Here is a 17730-nt window from a genome sequence, read left to right on the forward strand (position 1 = left end):
AAGTGCGGTCAAAATTTAAGTGATTTTACGGTATAATTTCTCAAAACTAACTCAAAGCAGGAAAAATAGATGTCAAACGCAAAAATTCTTATTATTAAAACAGGATTGATCGAAACCTTAATATTCCCTGATGGCAGCTCATATGAAAGTGCCATCCGTAAAAAACCGGTACCCATGGTAAAAGTGCACACGCTAGGTGCAGAAGGTAACGATGTAGGCTTAAAAGCCCATCACGGTGGTGTCGATAAAGCCTTGTTTTTTATGTCTGATGTATCTTTCCCTGCTTTAAACGTGCTACTTGGTGAAAAGTTTGATTTTCACGGTAGCGCGATTTATGGTGAAAACTTTGTGGTATCCGGCTTACATGAAGATAATGTTTGCGTAGGCGATCGTTACAAAATTGGCACGACGCTTTTAGAAGTGTCTCAACCACGTAAACCTTGCGAGCGTTTATCTCATAATACCAAGAATGAGAATACAAGAGAGGTAATTCGTCAGTCAGGCTGGACAGGTTGGTATGTTCGCGTGATCGAAGAAGGTGAAATTCATCAAGGCGATGAACTCATCTTGCAACATCGTCCTTATCCAGAATGGACAATTCGTCGTTTAAACACACTACTTTCTGCTCCTTCAAGTGTCTCAGAATTAGAAGAAGCCTTAGCCATTGAGGAATTAGCGCCAGCGTTTAAACGTTCTGTTAACTCACAATTACGTAATTTACAGCAGGCGGCCTAAAATGTCGGCTAAAACGACCGCACTTTGTCCATGCCAATCTTCGCTTTCTTACGAAGATTGTTGCGGACGCTTTCACTTAGACAATCTGTTTCCAGAAACAGCGGAACAACTTATGCGTTCCCGCTATTCAGCGTTTGTACTCAAAAATATTCCTTATATCGTGCAAACCACTGTGCCAAGCCAACAAACCTTATTAGATGAAAAAGCCCTGCAAGATTGGGCTGATGAAACGCAATGGCTCGGTTTAGAGATTGTCAAAGCCGAAACCTTAACCAAAACACAAAGTGCGGTTGAATTTAAAGCACATTTTCAAGGCAGCGAACAGCCGCAAGTGCATCACGAATATTCTCTTTTTGTAAAAATTGATGGTCGTTGGTATTTTGTTGATCCCACTGTACCGCTCCCAAGCAATAAACAGCCTTGTGTTTGTGGCTCAGGGAAGAAATTTAAACATTGTTGCGGAGGCTTGCTCTAATGACCTTAACGTCTTTTCTCGCATTATTCTGGCAGCGTTCTCAAGAAAATAAATTAACGCAAGCCGCCGGTTCACTCACTTACAGCACCATGCTCGCTATCGTGCCATTAATTATGGTGGTGTTTTCAATTTTCTCCGCCTTTCCCGTTTTTAACGAAGTAACTGGCGCATTGAAAGAATTCATCTTCACCAATTTCGCTCCTTCCGCGAGTGATGTTGTGGGACAATATATTGATGAATTCGTCTATAATTCAAAGAAAATGAGCGCCGTGGGGATTGTGAGTTTGATTTTAGTGGCATTAATGCTGATTAACTCCATTGACCGTACACTCAATGGCATTTGGAAAGACACCAGTAATCGCCCAATTTTTACGTCATTTGCTATTTATTGGCTCATTTTAACGCTCGGTCCGCTTTTAATCGGTACTAGCATTGCGGCGAGTTCCTACGTCAAAGCTATGTTCGAGCAATCGGAAACGCTCTCTTTTGGCTTAAAACTCCTCAGTTTTGTGCCATTTCTTTCTACTTGGTTTATCTTCACGCTCATTTATATGGTCGTGCCAAATAAGAAAGTGAGCATCAAACACTCTGCAGCAGGCGCATTAATTGCGGCAATTTTCTTTACCTTAGGAAAACAAGCCTTTACTTGGTACATCGCCACCTTCCCGTCTTATCAATTAATTTATGGCGCCATGGCGACGTTGCCGATCATGTTATTGTGGATTCAAATCAGCTGGACAGTGGTGTTATTCGGTGCACAATTAGCCGCAGTACTTGCAGAAGTGCGGTCAACAAATCAAACAAATTTAGAGGAAGTAAAATGATCGCATTAATCCAGCGTGTAACACAGGCTAAAGTGGAAGTTGAAGGTCAAATTGTGGGACAAATCGGCAAGGGATTATTGGTCTTATTAGGCGTGGAAAAAGAAGATGACCAAGCCAAGGCGGATAAACTTGCCGAGAAAGTATTAAATTACCGTATTTTCAGCGATGAAAATGACAAAATGAATTTAAACGTGCAACAAATCGGTGGCGAAGTGCTTGTGGTATCCCAATTTACCCTAGCTGCAGACACACAAAAAGGGCTACGACCAAGTTTCTCAAAAGGTGCCGCGCCAGCATTGGCTAACGAATTGTATGAGTATTTTTCGCAAAAATGTGCAGAAAAAGTCACCGTTGCTAACGGACAATTTGCAGCAGATATGCAAGTAACGCTAACCAATGATGGCCCGGTTACATTTTGGTTAAATGTCTGAATAAAGAGAACAATCACTATTTTTTTCAAAGCAAAGGAAACTCTTTCTTTGATCGCATTGTCGTATTAACGCTCAAATGCATATAACAATTTCAAATCCCATCCATAATTGCGTTGGTAATCCACTTATTTTATGGGTAAACTAGGGCGGTTTGATGTGGACCTTCTTAAAGTTTAGCTTGTAATAAAATGAAAAAAATTTCGTTAAAAATAACCGCACTTTTGCTTGGATGGATGAGTTTTTCAGCCCTTGCAGAACAAACCGTAGATATTGAGATCCGCGGTATTAAGGGTGAACGCGCCATTCGCAATACTGACATGAATGTCAATCTCATTGATAAAGGCGAGATGGATGGCTCAGATCGGTATAAACAATTAGTTTCAGATGCTGTCGATAAAGGCCTTCGAGTCTTTGGTTATTATGGTTCTTCCGTGACCTTTGAATTGAAAAAACGTAAAGGTCAACGAGATTTACTTATTGCGAATGTCACCCCGGGTGAGCCAAGTAAAATTGCAGGAACAGACGTTGAAATTACAGGCGAAGCGGCAGAAGACGAAAACTTCACGGCACTCCGTAAAAACTTGCCAAAACAAGGTGAGTTAGTTGAGCATCAAAAATACGATGATTATAAAAGCAGCATTTCAAACCTTGCGCTAGCTCGTGGTTATCTTGACGGAAAATTCCAAATTTCTCGCTTAGAAATCAGCCCAGAAACGCATGAAGCATGGTGGCGTATGCTATTTGATAGTGGCGTACGTTATCATTATGGCAATATCACCTTCAACCATTCCCAAATTCGCGAAGATTATTTGCAAAACATGCTCAACATCAAATCGGGCGATCCTTATTTAGTCAGTGATTTATCTGAATTAACCAATAATTTTTCTTCCACCAACTGGTTTAGCTCCGTACTTTTACAACCGCATGTCCGCGAAGAAGAGAAATTAGTCGATATCGAACTTTTACTTTATCCACGTAAGAAAAACGCAATGGAGCTTGGGGTCGGTTTTGCGACTGATACAGGCCCTCATGTCCAAATTGGTTGGACAAAACCTTGGATCAATAGCCGAGGCCATAGTTTCCGTACCAATCTTTACGTCTCTGCGCCAAAGCAAAACTTTGAAGCCACCTATAAAATGCCATTGTTGAAAAATCCATTAAATTATTATTATGAATTTTCAACCGGTTATGAAAAAGAAAATAAAAACGATACGGATACCAAAGCCCTCACTTTCGCTGCATTACGTTATTGGAATAATAGCGAGGGTTGGCAATATTTTGCAGGTCTTCGTGTCCGTTATGACAGCTACACACAAGCTGATTTCACCGATAAAACCTTCCTGGTTTATCCAACTGGGGGCTTTAACCGTACCCGTTTAAGAGGTGGCCAATTCCCAACATGGGGAGATACCCAAAAAATCACAGTTGATTTAGGGAATAAGCTTTGGATGTCCGAGGCCAATTTCTTTAAAGTACAAGCTTCTACCGCCTGGATTCGTACTTATGCAGAAAATCACCGTTTTATTACCCGTGCAGAAATTGGTTATTTAAATACCGCGGATATTCGTAAAATTCCACCTGCATTACGTTTCTTTGCGGGGGGCGATCGCAGTGTGCGAGGTTATGGCTATAAGAAAATTTCACCGAAAAATAAAGACGGGAAATTAGTCGGCGGCTCTCGCTTAGTAACAGGTAGCCTTGAATATCAATATCAAGTTTACCCTAACTGGTGGGGTGCCGTGTTTGCAGATACAGGCTTGGCGGCTAACTCTTATAAAGCCACTGAGTTGCGTTATGGTGCGGGTGTCGGTGTACGTTGGGCATCGCCAATTGGCGCCATCAAATTTGATATTGCAACGCCAATTCGAGATAAAGATAACAGCAAAAACATTCAATTTTACATTGGCTTAGGGGCTGAAATTTAGGGTATGACTATGTCTGAACAAGAAAAACAACCAGATAACCAAACCACACAACCCGTTAAAAAGAAAAAGACCTGCCGTAAAATTTTATGTGTCGGAAGTGCGGTCATTTTTGTCCCTGTTTTAGGCTTAGTCACAGCACTTTCTTTTGATAGTGGACAACGTGCACTTATTCAACTCGCCGATAAAATGCTCGATAGCTTATCTATTGAGCAAGTCAGCGGTGGCTTACAAGATGGTTTAGTCTTAGAAAATTTACGTTTTCAAACAACCGGCGTAGATGTGGCGCTCCCTAAAACGCGATTACAACTGAATTTAGCTCGTTTACTTTCGGGTGATATTATTGTTGATGATCTCAGCTTAACGCAGCCGAAAATTGCCATTGATACCAGTGTAATGCCACCTTCTGAAGAGAAACAAACGGAAAGTGGTCCAATGGAAAAAATCCATTTACCGGTTTCTGTGCTAGTGAAAAATGTGGCGATTACTGACTTTGATATGAAACTCGATCAAAGCAATATTACGTTTTCGTCTTTTCAAAGTGCGATCAGTTTAAACAATGAATCTGGCCTTACCCTTGAGCCCACCACGCTTTCAGACGTGCTTTTCTCAACGGTCTCCCAAACTCAACCGAATCCCCCTCAGCCCGAGCAAAAAGAACCCGCTAAACCCGTTGATTGGGCGCAAATTGAGCAAACACTCACACCGGCTTTTTTAGGTAATTTAAATGCGGTGAACTTGCCTTTTGATATGCACATTCCAAGTTTTTTGGGTACAAACTGGCAATATCAATCGCTCAATGAAAAAGGCGAAGAAATCCAAAAAATCACTGTGCCTAAAGAGGAATTGCAAGCAGATGCCACCGATCATTTAGTGAAATTACAAAAACTCGACATTGACAGCTCTCTTGGTACACTTTCTAGCCAAGGGCAACTCCAGCTCAATGACGATTTTCCAGTTGATCTCACATTAAAATCTGATCTCCAGGCATTTAAATCAAAAGACAAAACCATTCTTCCTGCCAGCAAAGTTGATCTCAATGTATCGGGCTCCTTGAAAAAAACGACCGCATTTTCGTTAACCACACAGGGAGTGCTTGATGCCACCTTAACAGGTGATGTGAAACTGGCTGAAGATAAAATGCCATTAAATCTGCAATTAAAAGCGAAAAAAGGTCAATATGCTTTTACAGACAGCCTAGCGCCGCTCAAAATTAACGATGTCGATATCAAACTCACGGGCGATTTATTGAATTATCACGCAGAAGTTGTTGGTGGCGTTGAGGGTATGGATCATATCCCTCATACTCACGTTGATTTAAATGCAGACGGTAAACTCTACGAAGTCACCATCAACGAATTAAAACTTGCTGCCCTAGATGGTACGGCACGTTTAACGGGTTCATCAAACTGGAAAGATGGCGCGCAATGGGATGTGACCGCTGATTTAAACAAAATGAACATTCGCCCTTATGTGCCAGCCATGCCAGCCGTATTATCAGGCAAAGTGAGCTCACAAGGTTCCGCTGATTCCAATCATTGGAAAGTGGATGTGCCTACCGTGGATTTAACCGGTAGTCTTTCCTCTCGCACATTAAGCTTAAAAGGTAGTGTCTTTTTAAGTAATGAAACCTTATTAAACATTCCTGATCTATTGCTGAACTATGGCGATAACCGCATTGCAGCAAAAGGTACATTAGGTGATAAATCAAACCTAGATTTAGATATCAACGCACCAAGCTTACGTGGTCTGTGGCAAGATTTAGCGGGCTCAGTCGTTGGTAAAGCACAGATTTTAGGGAAGCTTACTGCGCCAAGCATTAATACCGATTTAACGGCACAAGGCTTGCACTTCCAAGGATTAGACTTATCCAAAGCCTTAATTAAAGGTAATGTTGTGAGTGAACCGCAAGTGAAAGGTGAACTTACCGTCAAAGCGGAAAACTTCCGCTATGGCGATAGCATCAAATTGCATAATATTGATTTGAATGCATCGGGTGATGAAAAACATCATACGCTCACCTTAAAATCAAAAGGTGAACCCGTTGCAGCTGATTTGCAAATCGCGGGGAATTTTGACCGCACTTCTCAGCAATGGAAAGGTAATTTAAGCCAAGTAAGCCTTAACTCACCTATCGGCGATTTTAAAGTGAATCAAACTATTCCGGTGACTTATGACAATAAAAAAATCCAAGCCACCATTGGTTCACACTGCTGGATTAACCAAGACTTAGATCTGTGTTTCCCTCAACAATTTACAGCAGGGAAAAACGGCGAAGTCCCTTTTGAGCTTAAACGTATTAATTTAGATTTAGTGAATAAATTGATGGAACAAGATACACTCAAAGGCCAGTTACAAAGCCGAGGTAAAGTGGCATGGTTCACGGATAAACCATTACAACTAAATGTGGCAGTGGAAGGAAATAACATTGGTGTGGCACAAAAATTAGACTACCGCACCTTTAAGCTGGATATTCCTAAATTAAGTGTGAATGCCGATATTCAAAATAACAATTTAACCTTGAAATCTGACATTAACGTTCAAAATCAAGGTCGAATCGGCACAGACTTAAAAATTCATGATTTAAGTAAAGGTCGTCAATTAGGCGGTACCTTTACCATTGAAGGTTTACGCTTATCCTTAGCCAATCAACTTTTCTCTAGCGGTGAAAGCATAGATGGTGAAGTGGTCTCTCGCTTAAGTTTCGGTGGTAATTTAGAAAAACCATTATTAAACGGCAATTTTGATATTCGAAATGTGAAAACGAAACTGAAAAGCCTGCCTTTTGATGTGACTGATGGCCAAGTGGCAATTCGCTTTAATGGCACCTCTTCAACCTTAAATGGCCATGTTCAAACACCAGATAGCAAGCTCAATATTAATGGACAAGCTAACTGGGCGCACATGAATAATTGGACGGCAGAAGTCAGAGCGCAAGCAGATAATTTCAAAGTCGATATTCCATCCATGGCGAAATTAAAAGTCAGCCCGAATGTGGTTGTCAAAGCCTCGCCAAAACTCTTAGATTTGAGTGGTAATGTGGATATCCCTTGGGCAAGAATTGCTATTGAAAGCTTACCGGACAATGCTGAACCAGTGAGTGAAGATGAAGTCATTTTAAATGGCCCAAGAAAAAGTAAAGAAGAACTCATTAATCGCCAATTTGCTTCAGAAACGAAATCTGGGATGCAAATTCAATCTGATTTAAAAATTAAAATCGGTGATGATGTGCATTTAGATGCCTATGGTTTAAAAACGAATTTGGATGGTTTACTTTCGGTGAAACAGGATAAAGGTAAGCTAGGATTATTTGGTCAAATTAACCTAAAAAATGGTCGTTATGCCTCTTTTGGACAGGATTTATTAATTCGTAAAGGACAAATCAGCTTCTCTGGTTTACCTTCACAGCCGATGTTGAATATTGAAGCGATTCGTAACCCTGAGGCTATGGAAGACAGTAAAGTGACCGCGGGGGTAAAAGTGATTGGTCTGGCGTCTAGCCCACAAGTCACGATTTTCTCTGATCCAGCCAAATCTCAAGACCAGGCACTTTCTTATTTATTAACCGGTCGCTCATTAGAAAACAGCGGTGAAGCAGGTTCCAGTGGTTCTGTGGGTGCGGCATTACTTGGCTTAGGTTTAGCGAAAAGTGGTAAAGTAGTCGGCGGTATTGGTGAAGCCTTTGGTATTCAAGACTTAAACTTAGGCACTGCCGGTGTTGGGGATAGCTCCAAAGTACAAGTTAGTGGTAATATTGGTAAACGCTTACAAGTGAAATATGGTGTAGGATTGTTTGATGGCTTAGCCGAAGTGACCTTACGTTACCGCTTAATGCCACAACTTTATTTCCAATCAGTAACCAGCACAAACCAAGTTTTTGATTTATTGTATAAATTTGAATTTTAGGAAAGGACATGCATAACGACAAGCAACTGGCTCAACTCGTAGAACCTCATCACCGAGGTGAGGCCCGGGAGATTGCCGCCATTGATTTAGGCTCAAACAGCTTCCACATGATTGTGGCGCGCATTATCAATGGCTCGATTCAGGTGCTGTCTCGTTTAAAACAAAAAGTGAGGCTCGCCGACGGCTTAGACGAGCACAATGTATTAAGCCAAGAAGCCATTGAGCGCGGTGTAAATTGCCTTGCACTTTTTGCTGAACGCTTACAAGGCTTTGCGCCAGAAGATGTGAATGTGGTGGGTACTTATACCTTACGAAGAGCGGTCAATAATGACGAATTTTTACGTCAGGCTGCCGCTGTCTTTCCTTATCCAATTAATATCATCAGCGGTCAAACAGAAGCCAAAACCATTTATGCGGGTGTTTGCCACACTCAACCTGAAAGCGGACGTAAACTGGTCATCGATATTGGTGGTGGCTCGACCGAAATGATCATCGGTGATGATTTCACCCCCTTAGTGGCAGAAAGTCGTCATATGGGTTGTGTGAGCTTTGCCAAAAAATTCTTCCCGAATGGCGAAATTTCAAAAGAAAACTTCGAGCAAGCTCGCCAAAGTGCGGTCAATAAAATTGAAGATTTAAGCTGGGAATATCGCAAGCTCGGGTGGCAATCAGTGTTAGGCTCATCGGGCACCATCAAAACCGTCTATCAAGTGATTACCGCAACCCTTGATCCTAACGGCATCATCACGGCTGAACGCTTACAAAATTTAATCGAGCGAACCTTACAAGCTTCCCATTTTGAAGAGCTCAATATTGCAGGATTAAACCCTGATCGCGTGGATGTATTTGTGCCAGGATTAGCCATTTTAAGCGCAGTTTTTGACGTTTTTGGCTTAGAAAATATGCGCTATTCTGACGGCGCTTTGCGTGAAGGGGTGATTTACAGCTTAGAAAAAAACTTCCAAGTTTCAGACATCCGTACACGTACTGCATTAGGACTTGCCGAACAATTTAACTTAGATTTAGTGCAAGCCGATCGCGTGGCCAATAGTGCGAAAACCTTAATTGACCAATACACCCATTGGCAAAAACCGCATCTTGCTGATGAAATGAAAAACCTGCTGATTTGGGCAGCGCGTTTATTGGAAGTTGGCATTGTCATAAATCATCGCAATGTGCAAAAACATTCCGCTTATATTCTGCAGAATATGGAATTACCGGGTTTTGATCGTGAACAACAACGCTTATTGGTAAATTTAGTTCGTTATCACACGGGTGCATTTAAAAATAATGATTTACCGATTTTTGCTCGTTATGCGGATGAAGATGTCCTTGTTTTACTGCTTCTTTTACGCATTTCGGTAATTTTAAATAAATCTCGTCAAGCGACAGACAGCACCGACAAAATTAATCTCAGAATTGACCGCTCTTTGCAGACTTGGGAACTGACTTTTGAGAAACATTACTTGGATAATAATCCGTTAGTATGGAATGATTTGCGCTTAGAAAGCAATTTACTCAAAGATTTAGAACTCAGTTTGATTTTTAACTGATAAAATAGGGGCTTTCGTGCCCTTATTTTTTATCTTGCTCCAACAGCAAGCTATAAATATTGGCGAGATAATAGCTCTGCTCGGCTTCGGGAATGTCTTGCGGAATAAAAGAAAGCAAATCGTGGTGAATTTCCAAAACATCAGGGAAAATGGCCGCACTTTGCATTTCATCATAAAAGGATTGATGAAGCGGGGAAACGCAACCCCCTCGTTTTAAGCGGGCAAGGCTGTTGGCAATATGCAATAAGAGTGTGATGACGGTCGGAATAGACACATCTATGCGCCAATGATGTTCTAGGCGACTTTGCAAAGTCAGAATAATATCAATAACGTCCTGATCAATCTGACCGCGAATTTTCCAACGGGTTAATTGTTTGAGTAACGACATAACATTCCTTTTTAAGATAGGATAACTTTACCGCGATTTCATAAAATTACCAGTGCACAGATCACAAAATTGAAACAAAGTGAAAAAATTTACGAACTAGGAAAGCAATAAATGATAGATAACAGACTTTTTGAAAAATATGACGGCCTTATTTTTGATATGGATGGCACTTTAATCGACACCATGCCAGTACACGCCCGTGCGTGGAACATGGTGGGGGAACAATTTGGTTATCGTTTTAACAGCCAAATTATGTATGATTTAGGTGGCGCAACTGTGAGCACTATCGCCTCTGCCATTATGCAAGATGCCGGTATGCCACAAGAACGTTTAAATGAAGTGATACAAGCAAAACGCAAACTTTCCTATGAATTGATTCCAACAGAATCAAAATTACTCCCAACCTTTGATGTGGTGCGTCATTACTATCAACAAAAGCCAATTGCGCTTGGCTCTGGTTCAAACCGCCAAATCATTGATATGTTGATGCAAAAATTAGATATCAAACATTACTTTAACGCCATTGTCAGTGCTGATGATGTGAAAGAACATAAACCGCATCCAGAAACCTTTTTACGCTGCGCAGAACTGGCAAAAGCCGAACCATCACGTTGCATCGTCTTTGAAGATGCCGATCTCGGCGTAAAAGCAGGATTAAATGCAGGGATGGATGTGTTTGATGTCAGAACGCGTGAGATTATTAGAGCCTAATGTGGGATATTTTCTCTTTCAGCTTTTGGGCTGATTTTTGGCAAACCCATGGTTTGTGGTTGATGTTTTTCAGCGCGTTCTTAAGTGCCACCATCTTGCCGGGCAATTCAGAAATTGTGTTTGTCTCCCTTGCTGTGCCAAAAGTATTGGTCGGGTCATTATTAAGTGCGGATATTTTTTGGCTTGTTTTTCTGGCAACCGCAGGCAATACACTTGGCAGCCTCACCACTTACTGGATTGGTCGATGGTTTCCGAAAATTGACAGCAAAAATGACCGCACTTTATGGGCAATAAACAAAATACAACGCTATGGTGCCATCACTCTATTATTGAGCTGGTTGCCTATTATCGGGGATGTATTTTGCGCGGTAGCCGGTTGGCTTCGATTGAATTGGCTAAGTTGTTTGATTTTTATGACGATTGGAAAAGGACTGCGTTATATTGCGTTACTCTTTTTCAGTTTACCTTTCGTGTCATAGCCGAGAATAGCCTTTGTGCATAACCTGGTTGTGGACTAGAATAAAGACGAATTGATATTCAACAGATAAAAAAACGCCCCTTATCGAGTAAGGGGCAAATAACCTAAGGAACCAATTTTATTAAAACAACTGCAAGTTGCTTGTTCTATAAGACCGACGCTAAAAAGAAAAGTTCAAAGAAATTGTAAAAAAATGTAAAAAAATTTACAAAAACTTGCAATTAATTTACAAATCACTGATTTTCAAGGAAATAAATATGCCATTACTCGACAGTTTTAAAGTGGATCACACCCGTATGAACGCACCTGCCGTGCGTGTTGCCAAAACGATGCGTACCCCAAAGGGCGATAACATCACCGTTTTTGATCTCCGTTTTTGCATTCCAAACAAAGAAATTCTCCCACCAAAAGGGATTCACACCCTTGAGCATTTATTTGCGGGCTTCATGCGTGACCATTTAAACAATGACAGCGTAGAAATCATCGATATTTCCCCAATGGGCTGTCGCACAGGTTTTTACATGTCATTAATCGGCACACCAAACGAGCAGCAAGTGGCTGATGCATGGTTAGCTTCCATGAAAGATATCTTAACCGTGCAAGATCAAAACCAAATTCCTGAATTAAACGAATACCAATGTGGAACTTACACCGAGCATTCTTTAGAAGAAGCGCATGAAATTGCTAAAAATGTGATTGCTCGCGGTGTAGGGATTAATAAAAATGACGATTTAGCGCTTGATGAATCTTTCTTAAAATAAGGACACAACATGACAACCCTAGGTACAGCATTAACCCCGAATGCCATCAAAGTGATGATGCTTGGTTCCGGTGAACTGGGCAAAGAGGTGGTGATTGAATTACAACGTTTAGGCGTGGAAGTGATTGCCGTCGATCGTTATGAAAACGCCCCAGCACAACAAGTGGCACATCGTGCTTATACGATTTCCATGCTAGATGGTGTCGCACTCAAAGCCTTAGTGGAAAAAGAGCGCCCAGATTACATCGTGCCGGAAGTAGAAGCCATCGCGACTGATACGCTGATTGAATTAGAACAAGCGGGTTTTAATGTTGTTCCTACCGCCAAAGCCACCAAGCTTACGATGAATCGCGAAGGTATTCGCCGTTTAGCTGCTGAAGAGCTTGGCCTACCAACCTCACCTTATCAATTTGTCGATAACTTTGCTGACTTCCAAAGTGCGGTTGAAAAAATCGGTATTCCTTGCGTAGTGAAACCGATTATGTCCTCTTCTGGCCACGGTCAAAGTATTTTAAAATCCAAAGACGACTTACAAAAAGCGTGGGATTACGCTCAACAAGGTGGTCGAGCAGGTGCGGGACGCGTGATTGTAGAAGGGTTTGTTAAATTCGATTATGAAATCACCTTGCTCACCGTTCGCCACATTAATGGCACCAGCTTCTTAGCGCCAATTGGTCATCGTCAAGAAGATGGCGACTATCGTGAATCTTGGCAGCCACAAGCCATGTCTGATGTAGCGTTGAAAAAAGCCCAAGATGTTGCCGAGAAAATTACCACTGCATTAGGTGGTCGTGGTATTTTCGGTGTGGAAATGTTTGTGTGTGGTGATGAGGTGATCTTCAATGAAGTCTCCCCTCGCCCACATGATACCGGAATGGTCACACTAATTTCTCAAGAATTATCTGAGTTCGCCTTACACGCCCGTGCGATTTTAGGCCTACCGATTCCAGAAATCACCTTAATTAGCCCATCGGCTTCCAAAGCCATTGTGGTGGAAGGTCAATCGAAAAACGTGCAATTTGGCAATATCGCTGAAGTGTTGGCAGAACCCCACACCAATATTCGCATTTTCGGCAAAGGCGAAGTCAATGGCCATCGCCGTTTAGGTGTCTTACTCGCCCGTGATATTTCCGTAGAAAAAGCATTAGAAAAAGTAGAGCTTGCTTACACTAAGTTGGATGTGAAATTATAAGATTGGCTTAAATATAAGTAGTTCTGAAAATACAAAAGTGCGGTCAAAATTGCTTATGTTTTTGACCGCACTTTAATGCTTATTCCCGACTTATCTACCAAACAGCGAAGCCCAAAATCCTTTTTTATTTTCAACTTTCTTTTGCTTTGCTTCTTCCATTCTTTGTTTGACATAATTTACCCAAACTTGATGGGGCGCATCAAAATCAAATGATTTCATAAAATCATAAGGAATTTTATATTCTGCTAATGGATTTATATCAATCAATTCTTTTGGCGCTATAGGGCTATCAATACCCAAATCAAAACCGTGGATTGCTGCGATTTTGGCATACATTAAAACTTGCGGTTGCAAGTAAAAATCAAAATGTAAAAGTGTGTCTTTTGCTGCTCGTTTAGCAAGCTTAAGTTCGAGTAATTTATCTAAAGCCTCTTGCATTCCTTTTATATTTTTATCTGCTAGTGCCACATAAAATTCATGATCGGGAATGCGCTTTAAATCGCTACGGGCTTTTTTCTCATCATTTAAGAACGTGAGTGCGCGCTCTTTTAATAATTGCCAATCGCCACTTAACGCCAATAAAGTGTTCGCATTAAAAAAAGGTCTCGTATCAGTTCGTTTATAGGGAACTGAAATATCCACAATTTCATCACGATGTTTAATTAAATAATCAATCAACTTTTGATTATCTGAAAGCAAAATCATAAAAAAGAAATTTGTATTAATCCCGTTGTAAGCCCATTGAAAATCATACTTAGATAAAATACCTAAGAAACCTGCAATAGAAGCATTTTCTTTAAATCCTGAAATATCATTTTCTAATAAATGCTTAGAGGCTAATGCACGATGAAAATCATTTAAATAATGAACTAAAGGAAATACATTTCCTGTAAAATTTTCTATAGGAATTAAAGTAGCAAATAATTCTTTATGATTGAAGTTAACATATTCCTCAACTCTAGCTAGAGTAAAATTCTTAGCTTCATCATAGGTTTTAGCAATCTCACTACCTAAAAAAACCTTATACTTTTCCATATTTACACCTCTTACGACTAATTCTTATTAGGAATCTTCACTGGTAATAACACAACTTTACTATTTGATTTATCTACACCAGCTATAATTGTTTTAACTGATTTACTATTCTGCTCCGCATTTTTTATTGCTAATTTAGTTGGATCATTATTAGGTAATTTATCCAAAACTGCATTTATCCATTCACTTGACAACTGATTGGTGTTTCCTACCCCCTTAGAACTCACCTGAATTGCCCCATTAGCTTTTATTTGTTTACTATCAATAATGACTACTGAACCATCTTTGCCCACTAACACATGATCAAAACCATTATTTGAGCCATATTTTCCGCCTTGTAATGGTTCATAACCTGAACGTTTTGCTAAACCATGAATTAACGACTCTGTTTTTCCGCCTTTAATATCACCATTTTTGACAATGTCATCGATTAAAGCTTGCTCAGCTTTACTAGTTGCTTTTATTTCACAACTTGCTCCACAAACTTTAGTGGCATTGATAAATCCTTTATCAGTTGATACAGCGATATTATCAACTTCATTAATTACTCGATTCAAAACAGTGTGATTAACTACTCTATTTACTTGATTTTTAGTAAAATCAACCACACCGTTTTTCAGTGCTCCCATTGGCTTAACTAACGCCAATCCCGCACCACTTAGCACCACTCCTCCAGTTGAAACACCTTTCATTTTACCTTGGCGGTAACCTTGCATTTCACCCGCGAGTTTTGGATTTTCTTGAAGGGCAAGCGCATAAGCCTCATCCCAATCTTTCAACGAGACCACAACATTATTATAGGTTTTCTCTGGATTTGAGATTGCTTCCCATAAAGATACAACGGTATCATCTAAATTAACAACCGCATCCGCTGTGTCTTTAACACTATCAATTTGACCCTGAGCTTCTGCAAGCTCTAGACCTTCTTGATATTCTTTAGCTTTATCCTCATCTCCATTGAATAAAACCTTGGCATACATTTCAATGTTTTGCTTACGCTCATCACTAGGATGAACGTCATCAGCCATGCCATTATTCTCTACCGCATCTTTCGCTGTCTTAGCCGCAATAATCGCCCCATCAGAGCTATCTGATAAACTACCACCAGCAATACCTGCTGCTACCTGACTTAAAGACGATACCGTACGTTTTTCTTCTTCACTAAGCTTTTCAGGTGATTTATTGTAAAGTGTCGAGGCAAGGAAATGAGCCGCTGCCTCTCCACCTGCTGCACCCGCCGCACCAGCAGCAACATTACGGTTGCCCGCATAAGCCTCTACCGCGCCCCAAAGTGCATGAGCAGTCAAATTGAGAGCGGTATTTACATTACCTTTTGCATCTGTGGTCGCTTTCTTAATTTGGTTATTCACCGCAGGTGATAATCCTGAAGCCACCACTTCCGCTGCCGGTCTGCCGGCTAAAGCTGTGCTGATAACATTTAATGCCGAATCAATGACAAGACGTTGACTTCCACCCGTTTCCCATTCTTTGGCTTCGCGACTCGCTGTCTCAAAATTATCTCGTGCTTGTTTGGCTAAAGCTTGGTTCGTTTCGTTGTTGTTTTCTGCCTTGGCTTTTTCTGCTTCTTCTAAGGCAATTGCGGCTGCATTACGCTTCGCCTTCGCTTCTTCGCCAAATTTATTAGCAAGCAAACTTCCAGCTTCCGCGACATTTGGTCCAAATTTCTCTGTCACCTCACGTTGGAAATCAAGTTCTTTTTGAACATCATCTTTATTAAAACGATTCTCTAATTTACCACTTTGACTTTGTGCACTCTCTGTAGTGATATCTGTTTTTATCGCAGCAATTTTATCTTGTACCGTTTTGCCTGTACGTTTTAATTGCTCTGCTTCATCTTTAATTATGATATTTTGTGTATTAATACCACTTTTTGTTGTGCTAGATTGGCTATCGGAATCTTTACCATACACCAATGCAGGGTTTAGGTTTAATAGTAATATTCACATTTTCGGCAAAAGAGAAATAAATGACCATCGCCGCTTAGGTATCTTACTCGCTCGTGATATTTCCATAGAAAAAGCATTGGAAAAAGTAGAGCGCGCTTACGCGAAGTTGGATGTGAAATTATAAGATTTGCTCAACTTAAGTATCGTTGAAAATAAAAAGTGCGGTCAATTTTGAGAGGTTTTAAAACTCTTTGAAAATTGACCGCACTTTTAACTTAAAATTCTAAGCGCTGTGTTAAGCCTTCTTCGGGTTCTTGACTTCGGAAAATCAGCCATAACCTCAACACATCAATCATAATTCCACGCGGTAAAGTGAGATAAAGTGATTCCTCTTCTTGGGCAAAAAGGAAATAAAAATTCACTTGATCGTTCATCACCTCAACGCCCCAAGAATTAGAGGAGATATCCGCTTCTTGAGTCATCTCATCTGTTAAGATTGACAATGAATGATCTAAAAAAGAGAAATAATTTGGACCACCCATTGGATCATTCAAATAGCCGGTTAGTGGATTTAGTTGATGATTTTCTTCTAAATAGCAAGTTGGAATAATTTGACCTTTATGCTGAATATACGTAAAAACAAGTTTCATCTTTACTCCTGCTCAGCACTTGGAAAAGCGGTGACGACAGGATAGGTATAACCTTCTATACGCACGCCTGAATTTGAAATGCCAACCCACATACCTTCAGCTTTACGAATAGGATCTAAATCATCTACTTGATTCATATAAGCAGAATTAATTTCTACTTTGATACGATCTGCCGTCCACGTTTGAGGAAACATCAAGGTCTCCCCATTATTGTTAGTTTTAGCAATATATTGATTAGTTTCACTATCAAAGGCGGAAATCTGTGCTAAATATACGCCATTTGGATAAGTGTATAATATCCGATCAACACGGATATTACCTAAGGTGGAATGGCCACCGATCATGACTGTCATTTATAAGCATCCTCTGAGTCGATAATTTCTTGGTAATCTGGCTGCTTTAACTCTACAGGTCTTTGAATGAAACTATACCACCGTCTAGCCAAATACGTTAATTCCTCTCTATCTACAATATAATACTTTTCCTCACTAGGATCATAATCTGCAGGTCTATCTTCAGGTAAATACAAGGAGAATCCCAAATATACCTTATCCTTATCTATTACTGCATCCATCACATCCGTACTAACATAATCTTTATCTATAGATAAATCGGCTAATGTAATACTACTATCAAAATTTAAAGTATCTAAATATATACGTACATATTCATCTCTCCAGGAGTGATTTTCATCATTTAAAAACACACAAGTTGATTTATAAAAACTTGAATCATCAAACTTAAATAATAATTTCATATACTT

General features: G+C 40.3%; 17 protein-coding genes and 1 pseudogene. 12 read left to right on the forward strand and 6 right to left on the reverse strand.

The window, feature by feature from the left end; all coding sequences use genetic code 11:
* Positions 1-69: 69 nt before the first annotated feature.
* The 7 genes from INP95_RS02275 (at position 70) to ppx (ending at position 9846) form a co-directional block, all read left to right on the forward strand.
* Positions 70-735: an MOSC domain-containing protein gene (locus INP95_RS02275; protein WP_049383954.1), complete on the forward strand. Its 666-nt coding sequence runs from the start codon at positions 70-72 to the stop codon at positions 733-735.
* A gap of 1 nt (position 736) precedes the next feature.
* The gene (locus tag INP95_RS02280) at positions 737-1210 is read left to right on the forward strand and encodes a YchJ family protein (RefSeq protein ID WP_049368188.1); all 474 of its coding nucleotides are present in this window, start codon (positions 737-739) and stop codon (positions 1208-1210) included.
* Positions 1210-2034 carry a virulence factor BrkB family protein gene (locus INP95_RS02285; protein WP_049368187.1) on the forward strand — a complete coding sequence of 275 codons (825 nt, stop codon included), beginning with the start codon at positions 1210-1212 and terminating at the stop codon, positions 2032-2034. The genes INP95_RS02280 and INP95_RS02285 overlap by 1 nt, the downstream gene beginning before the upstream one ends.
* Positions 2031-2465: a D-aminoacyl-tRNA deacylase gene (gene dtd, locus INP95_RS02290; RefSeq protein WP_049368186.1), complete on the forward strand. Its 435-nt coding sequence runs from the start codon at positions 2031-2033 to the stop codon at positions 2463-2465. Before INP95_RS02285 ends, dtd begins: the two co-directional genes overlap by 4 nt.
* Positions 2466-2653: 188 nt before the next feature.
* Positions 2654-4390 carry an autotransporter assembly complex protein TamA gene (gene tamA, locus INP95_RS02295; RefSeq protein WP_049368185.1) on the forward strand — a complete coding sequence of 579 codons (1737 nt, stop codon included), beginning with the start codon at positions 2654-2656 and terminating at the stop codon, positions 4388-4390.
* A 3-nt stretch (positions 4391-4393) separates the two neighbouring features.
* Entirely contained in the window at positions 4394-8293 is a 3900-nt protein-coding gene (gene tamB / locus INP95_RS02300) for an autotransporter assembly complex protein TamB (RefSeq protein WP_420026392.1), read from the forward strand.
* Positions 8294-8301: 8 nt separating this feature from the next.
* Entirely contained in the window at positions 8302-9846 is a 1545-nt protein-coding gene (ppx, locus tag INP95_RS02305; protein WP_197560815.1) for an exopolyphosphatase, read from the forward strand.
* 22 nt (positions 9847-9868) lie between these two features.
* Here ppx and INP95_RS02310 read toward each other — a convergent pair whose 3' ends face one another.
* Positions 9869-10234 carry a hypothetical protein gene (locus INP95_RS02310; RefSeq protein ID WP_111315842.1) on the reverse strand — a complete coding sequence of 122 codons (366 nt, stop codon included), beginning with the start codon at positions 10232-10234 and terminating at the stop codon, positions 9869-9871.
* Positions 10235-10345: 111 nt separating this feature from the next.
* Between INP95_RS02310 and INP95_RS02315 the strand changes: the two genes are divergently transcribed.
* The 4 genes from INP95_RS02315 to purT (INP95_RS02330) all read left to right on the forward strand — a co-directional run bounded on the left by INP95_RS02315 (position 10346) and on the right by purT (INP95_RS02330) (position 13375).
* Entirely contained in the window at positions 10346-10945 is a 600-nt protein-coding gene (locus tag INP95_RS02315; RefSeq protein ID WP_049365078.1) for a beta-phosphoglucomutase family hydrolase, read from the forward strand.
* Positions 10945-11424: a YqaA family protein gene (locus INP95_RS02320; RefSeq protein ID WP_049372968.1), complete on the forward strand. Its 480-nt coding sequence runs from the start codon at positions 10945-10947 to the stop codon at positions 11422-11424. Before INP95_RS02315 ends, INP95_RS02320 begins: the two co-directional genes overlap by 1 nt.
* Before the next feature lie 256 nt (positions 11425-11680).
* On the forward strand, positions 11681-12184 hold the full coding sequence (gene luxS / locus INP95_RS02325; RefSeq protein WP_049369677.1) for an S-ribosylhomocysteine lyase: 504 nt from the start codon (positions 11681-11683) through the stop codon (positions 12182-12184).
* A gap of 9 nt (positions 12185-12193) precedes the next feature.
* Positions 12194-13375: a formate-dependent phosphoribosylglycinamide formyltransferase gene (gene purT / locus INP95_RS02330; protein ID WP_197560816.1), complete on the forward strand. Its 1182-nt coding sequence runs from the start codon at positions 12194-12196 to the stop codon at positions 13373-13375.
* A gap of 90 nt (positions 13376-13465) precedes the next feature.
* Here purT (INP95_RS02330) and INP95_RS02335 read toward each other — a convergent pair whose 3' ends face one another.
* Entirely contained in the window at positions 13466-14410 is a 945-nt protein-coding gene (locus INP95_RS02335; protein ID WP_197560817.1) for an immunity 49 family protein, read from the reverse strand.
* Positions 14411-14427: 17 nt separating this feature from the next.
* The gene (locus INP95_RS02340) at positions 14428-16341 is read right to left on the reverse strand and encodes a VENN motif pre-toxin domain-containing protein (protein WP_232088523.1); all 1914 of its coding nucleotides are present in this window, start codon (positions 16339-16341) and stop codon (positions 14428-14430) included.
* A gap of 19 nt (positions 16342-16360) precedes the next feature.
* Here INP95_RS02340 and purT (INP95_RS09830) point away from each other — a divergent pair.
* Positions 16361-16501: pseudogene (gene purT, locus INP95_RS09830) on the forward strand (phosphoribosylglycinamide formyltransferase 2); the annotation flags it as partial.
* Positions 16502-16592: 91 nt separating this feature from the next.
* Here the strand turns inward: purT (INP95_RS09830) and INP95_RS02345 are convergent.
* From INP95_RS02345 to INP95_RS02355, 3 genes are read right to left on the reverse strand one after another with little or no spacing between them, the layout of a single operon-like run.
* Positions 16593-16967, reverse strand: coding sequence for a DUF5376 family protein (locus INP95_RS02345; RefSeq protein ID WP_049369768.1), 375 nt, complete (start codon positions 16965-16967; stop codon positions 16593-16595).
* A 2-nt stretch (positions 16968-16969) separates the two neighbouring features.
* The gene (locus tag INP95_RS02350) at positions 16970-17320 is read right to left on the reverse strand and encodes an EndoU domain-containing protein (protein WP_049369769.1); all 351 of its coding nucleotides are present in this window, start codon (positions 17318-17320) and stop codon (positions 16970-16972) included.
* A complete protein-coding gene (locus tag INP95_RS02355) occupies positions 17317-17724 on the reverse strand; it encodes a DUF5376 family protein (RefSeq protein WP_049369770.1) in 408 nt (135 codons plus the stop codon). The genes INP95_RS02350 and INP95_RS02355 overlap by 4 nt, the downstream gene beginning before the upstream one ends.
* Positions 17725-17730 lie beyond the last annotated feature (6 nt).

It is taken from the genome of Haemophilus parainfluenzae (assembly GCF_014931375.1).
In the GTDB taxonomy this organism is placed as follows: Bacteria; Pseudomonadota; Gammaproteobacteria; order Enterobacterales; family Pasteurellaceae; genus Haemophilus_D.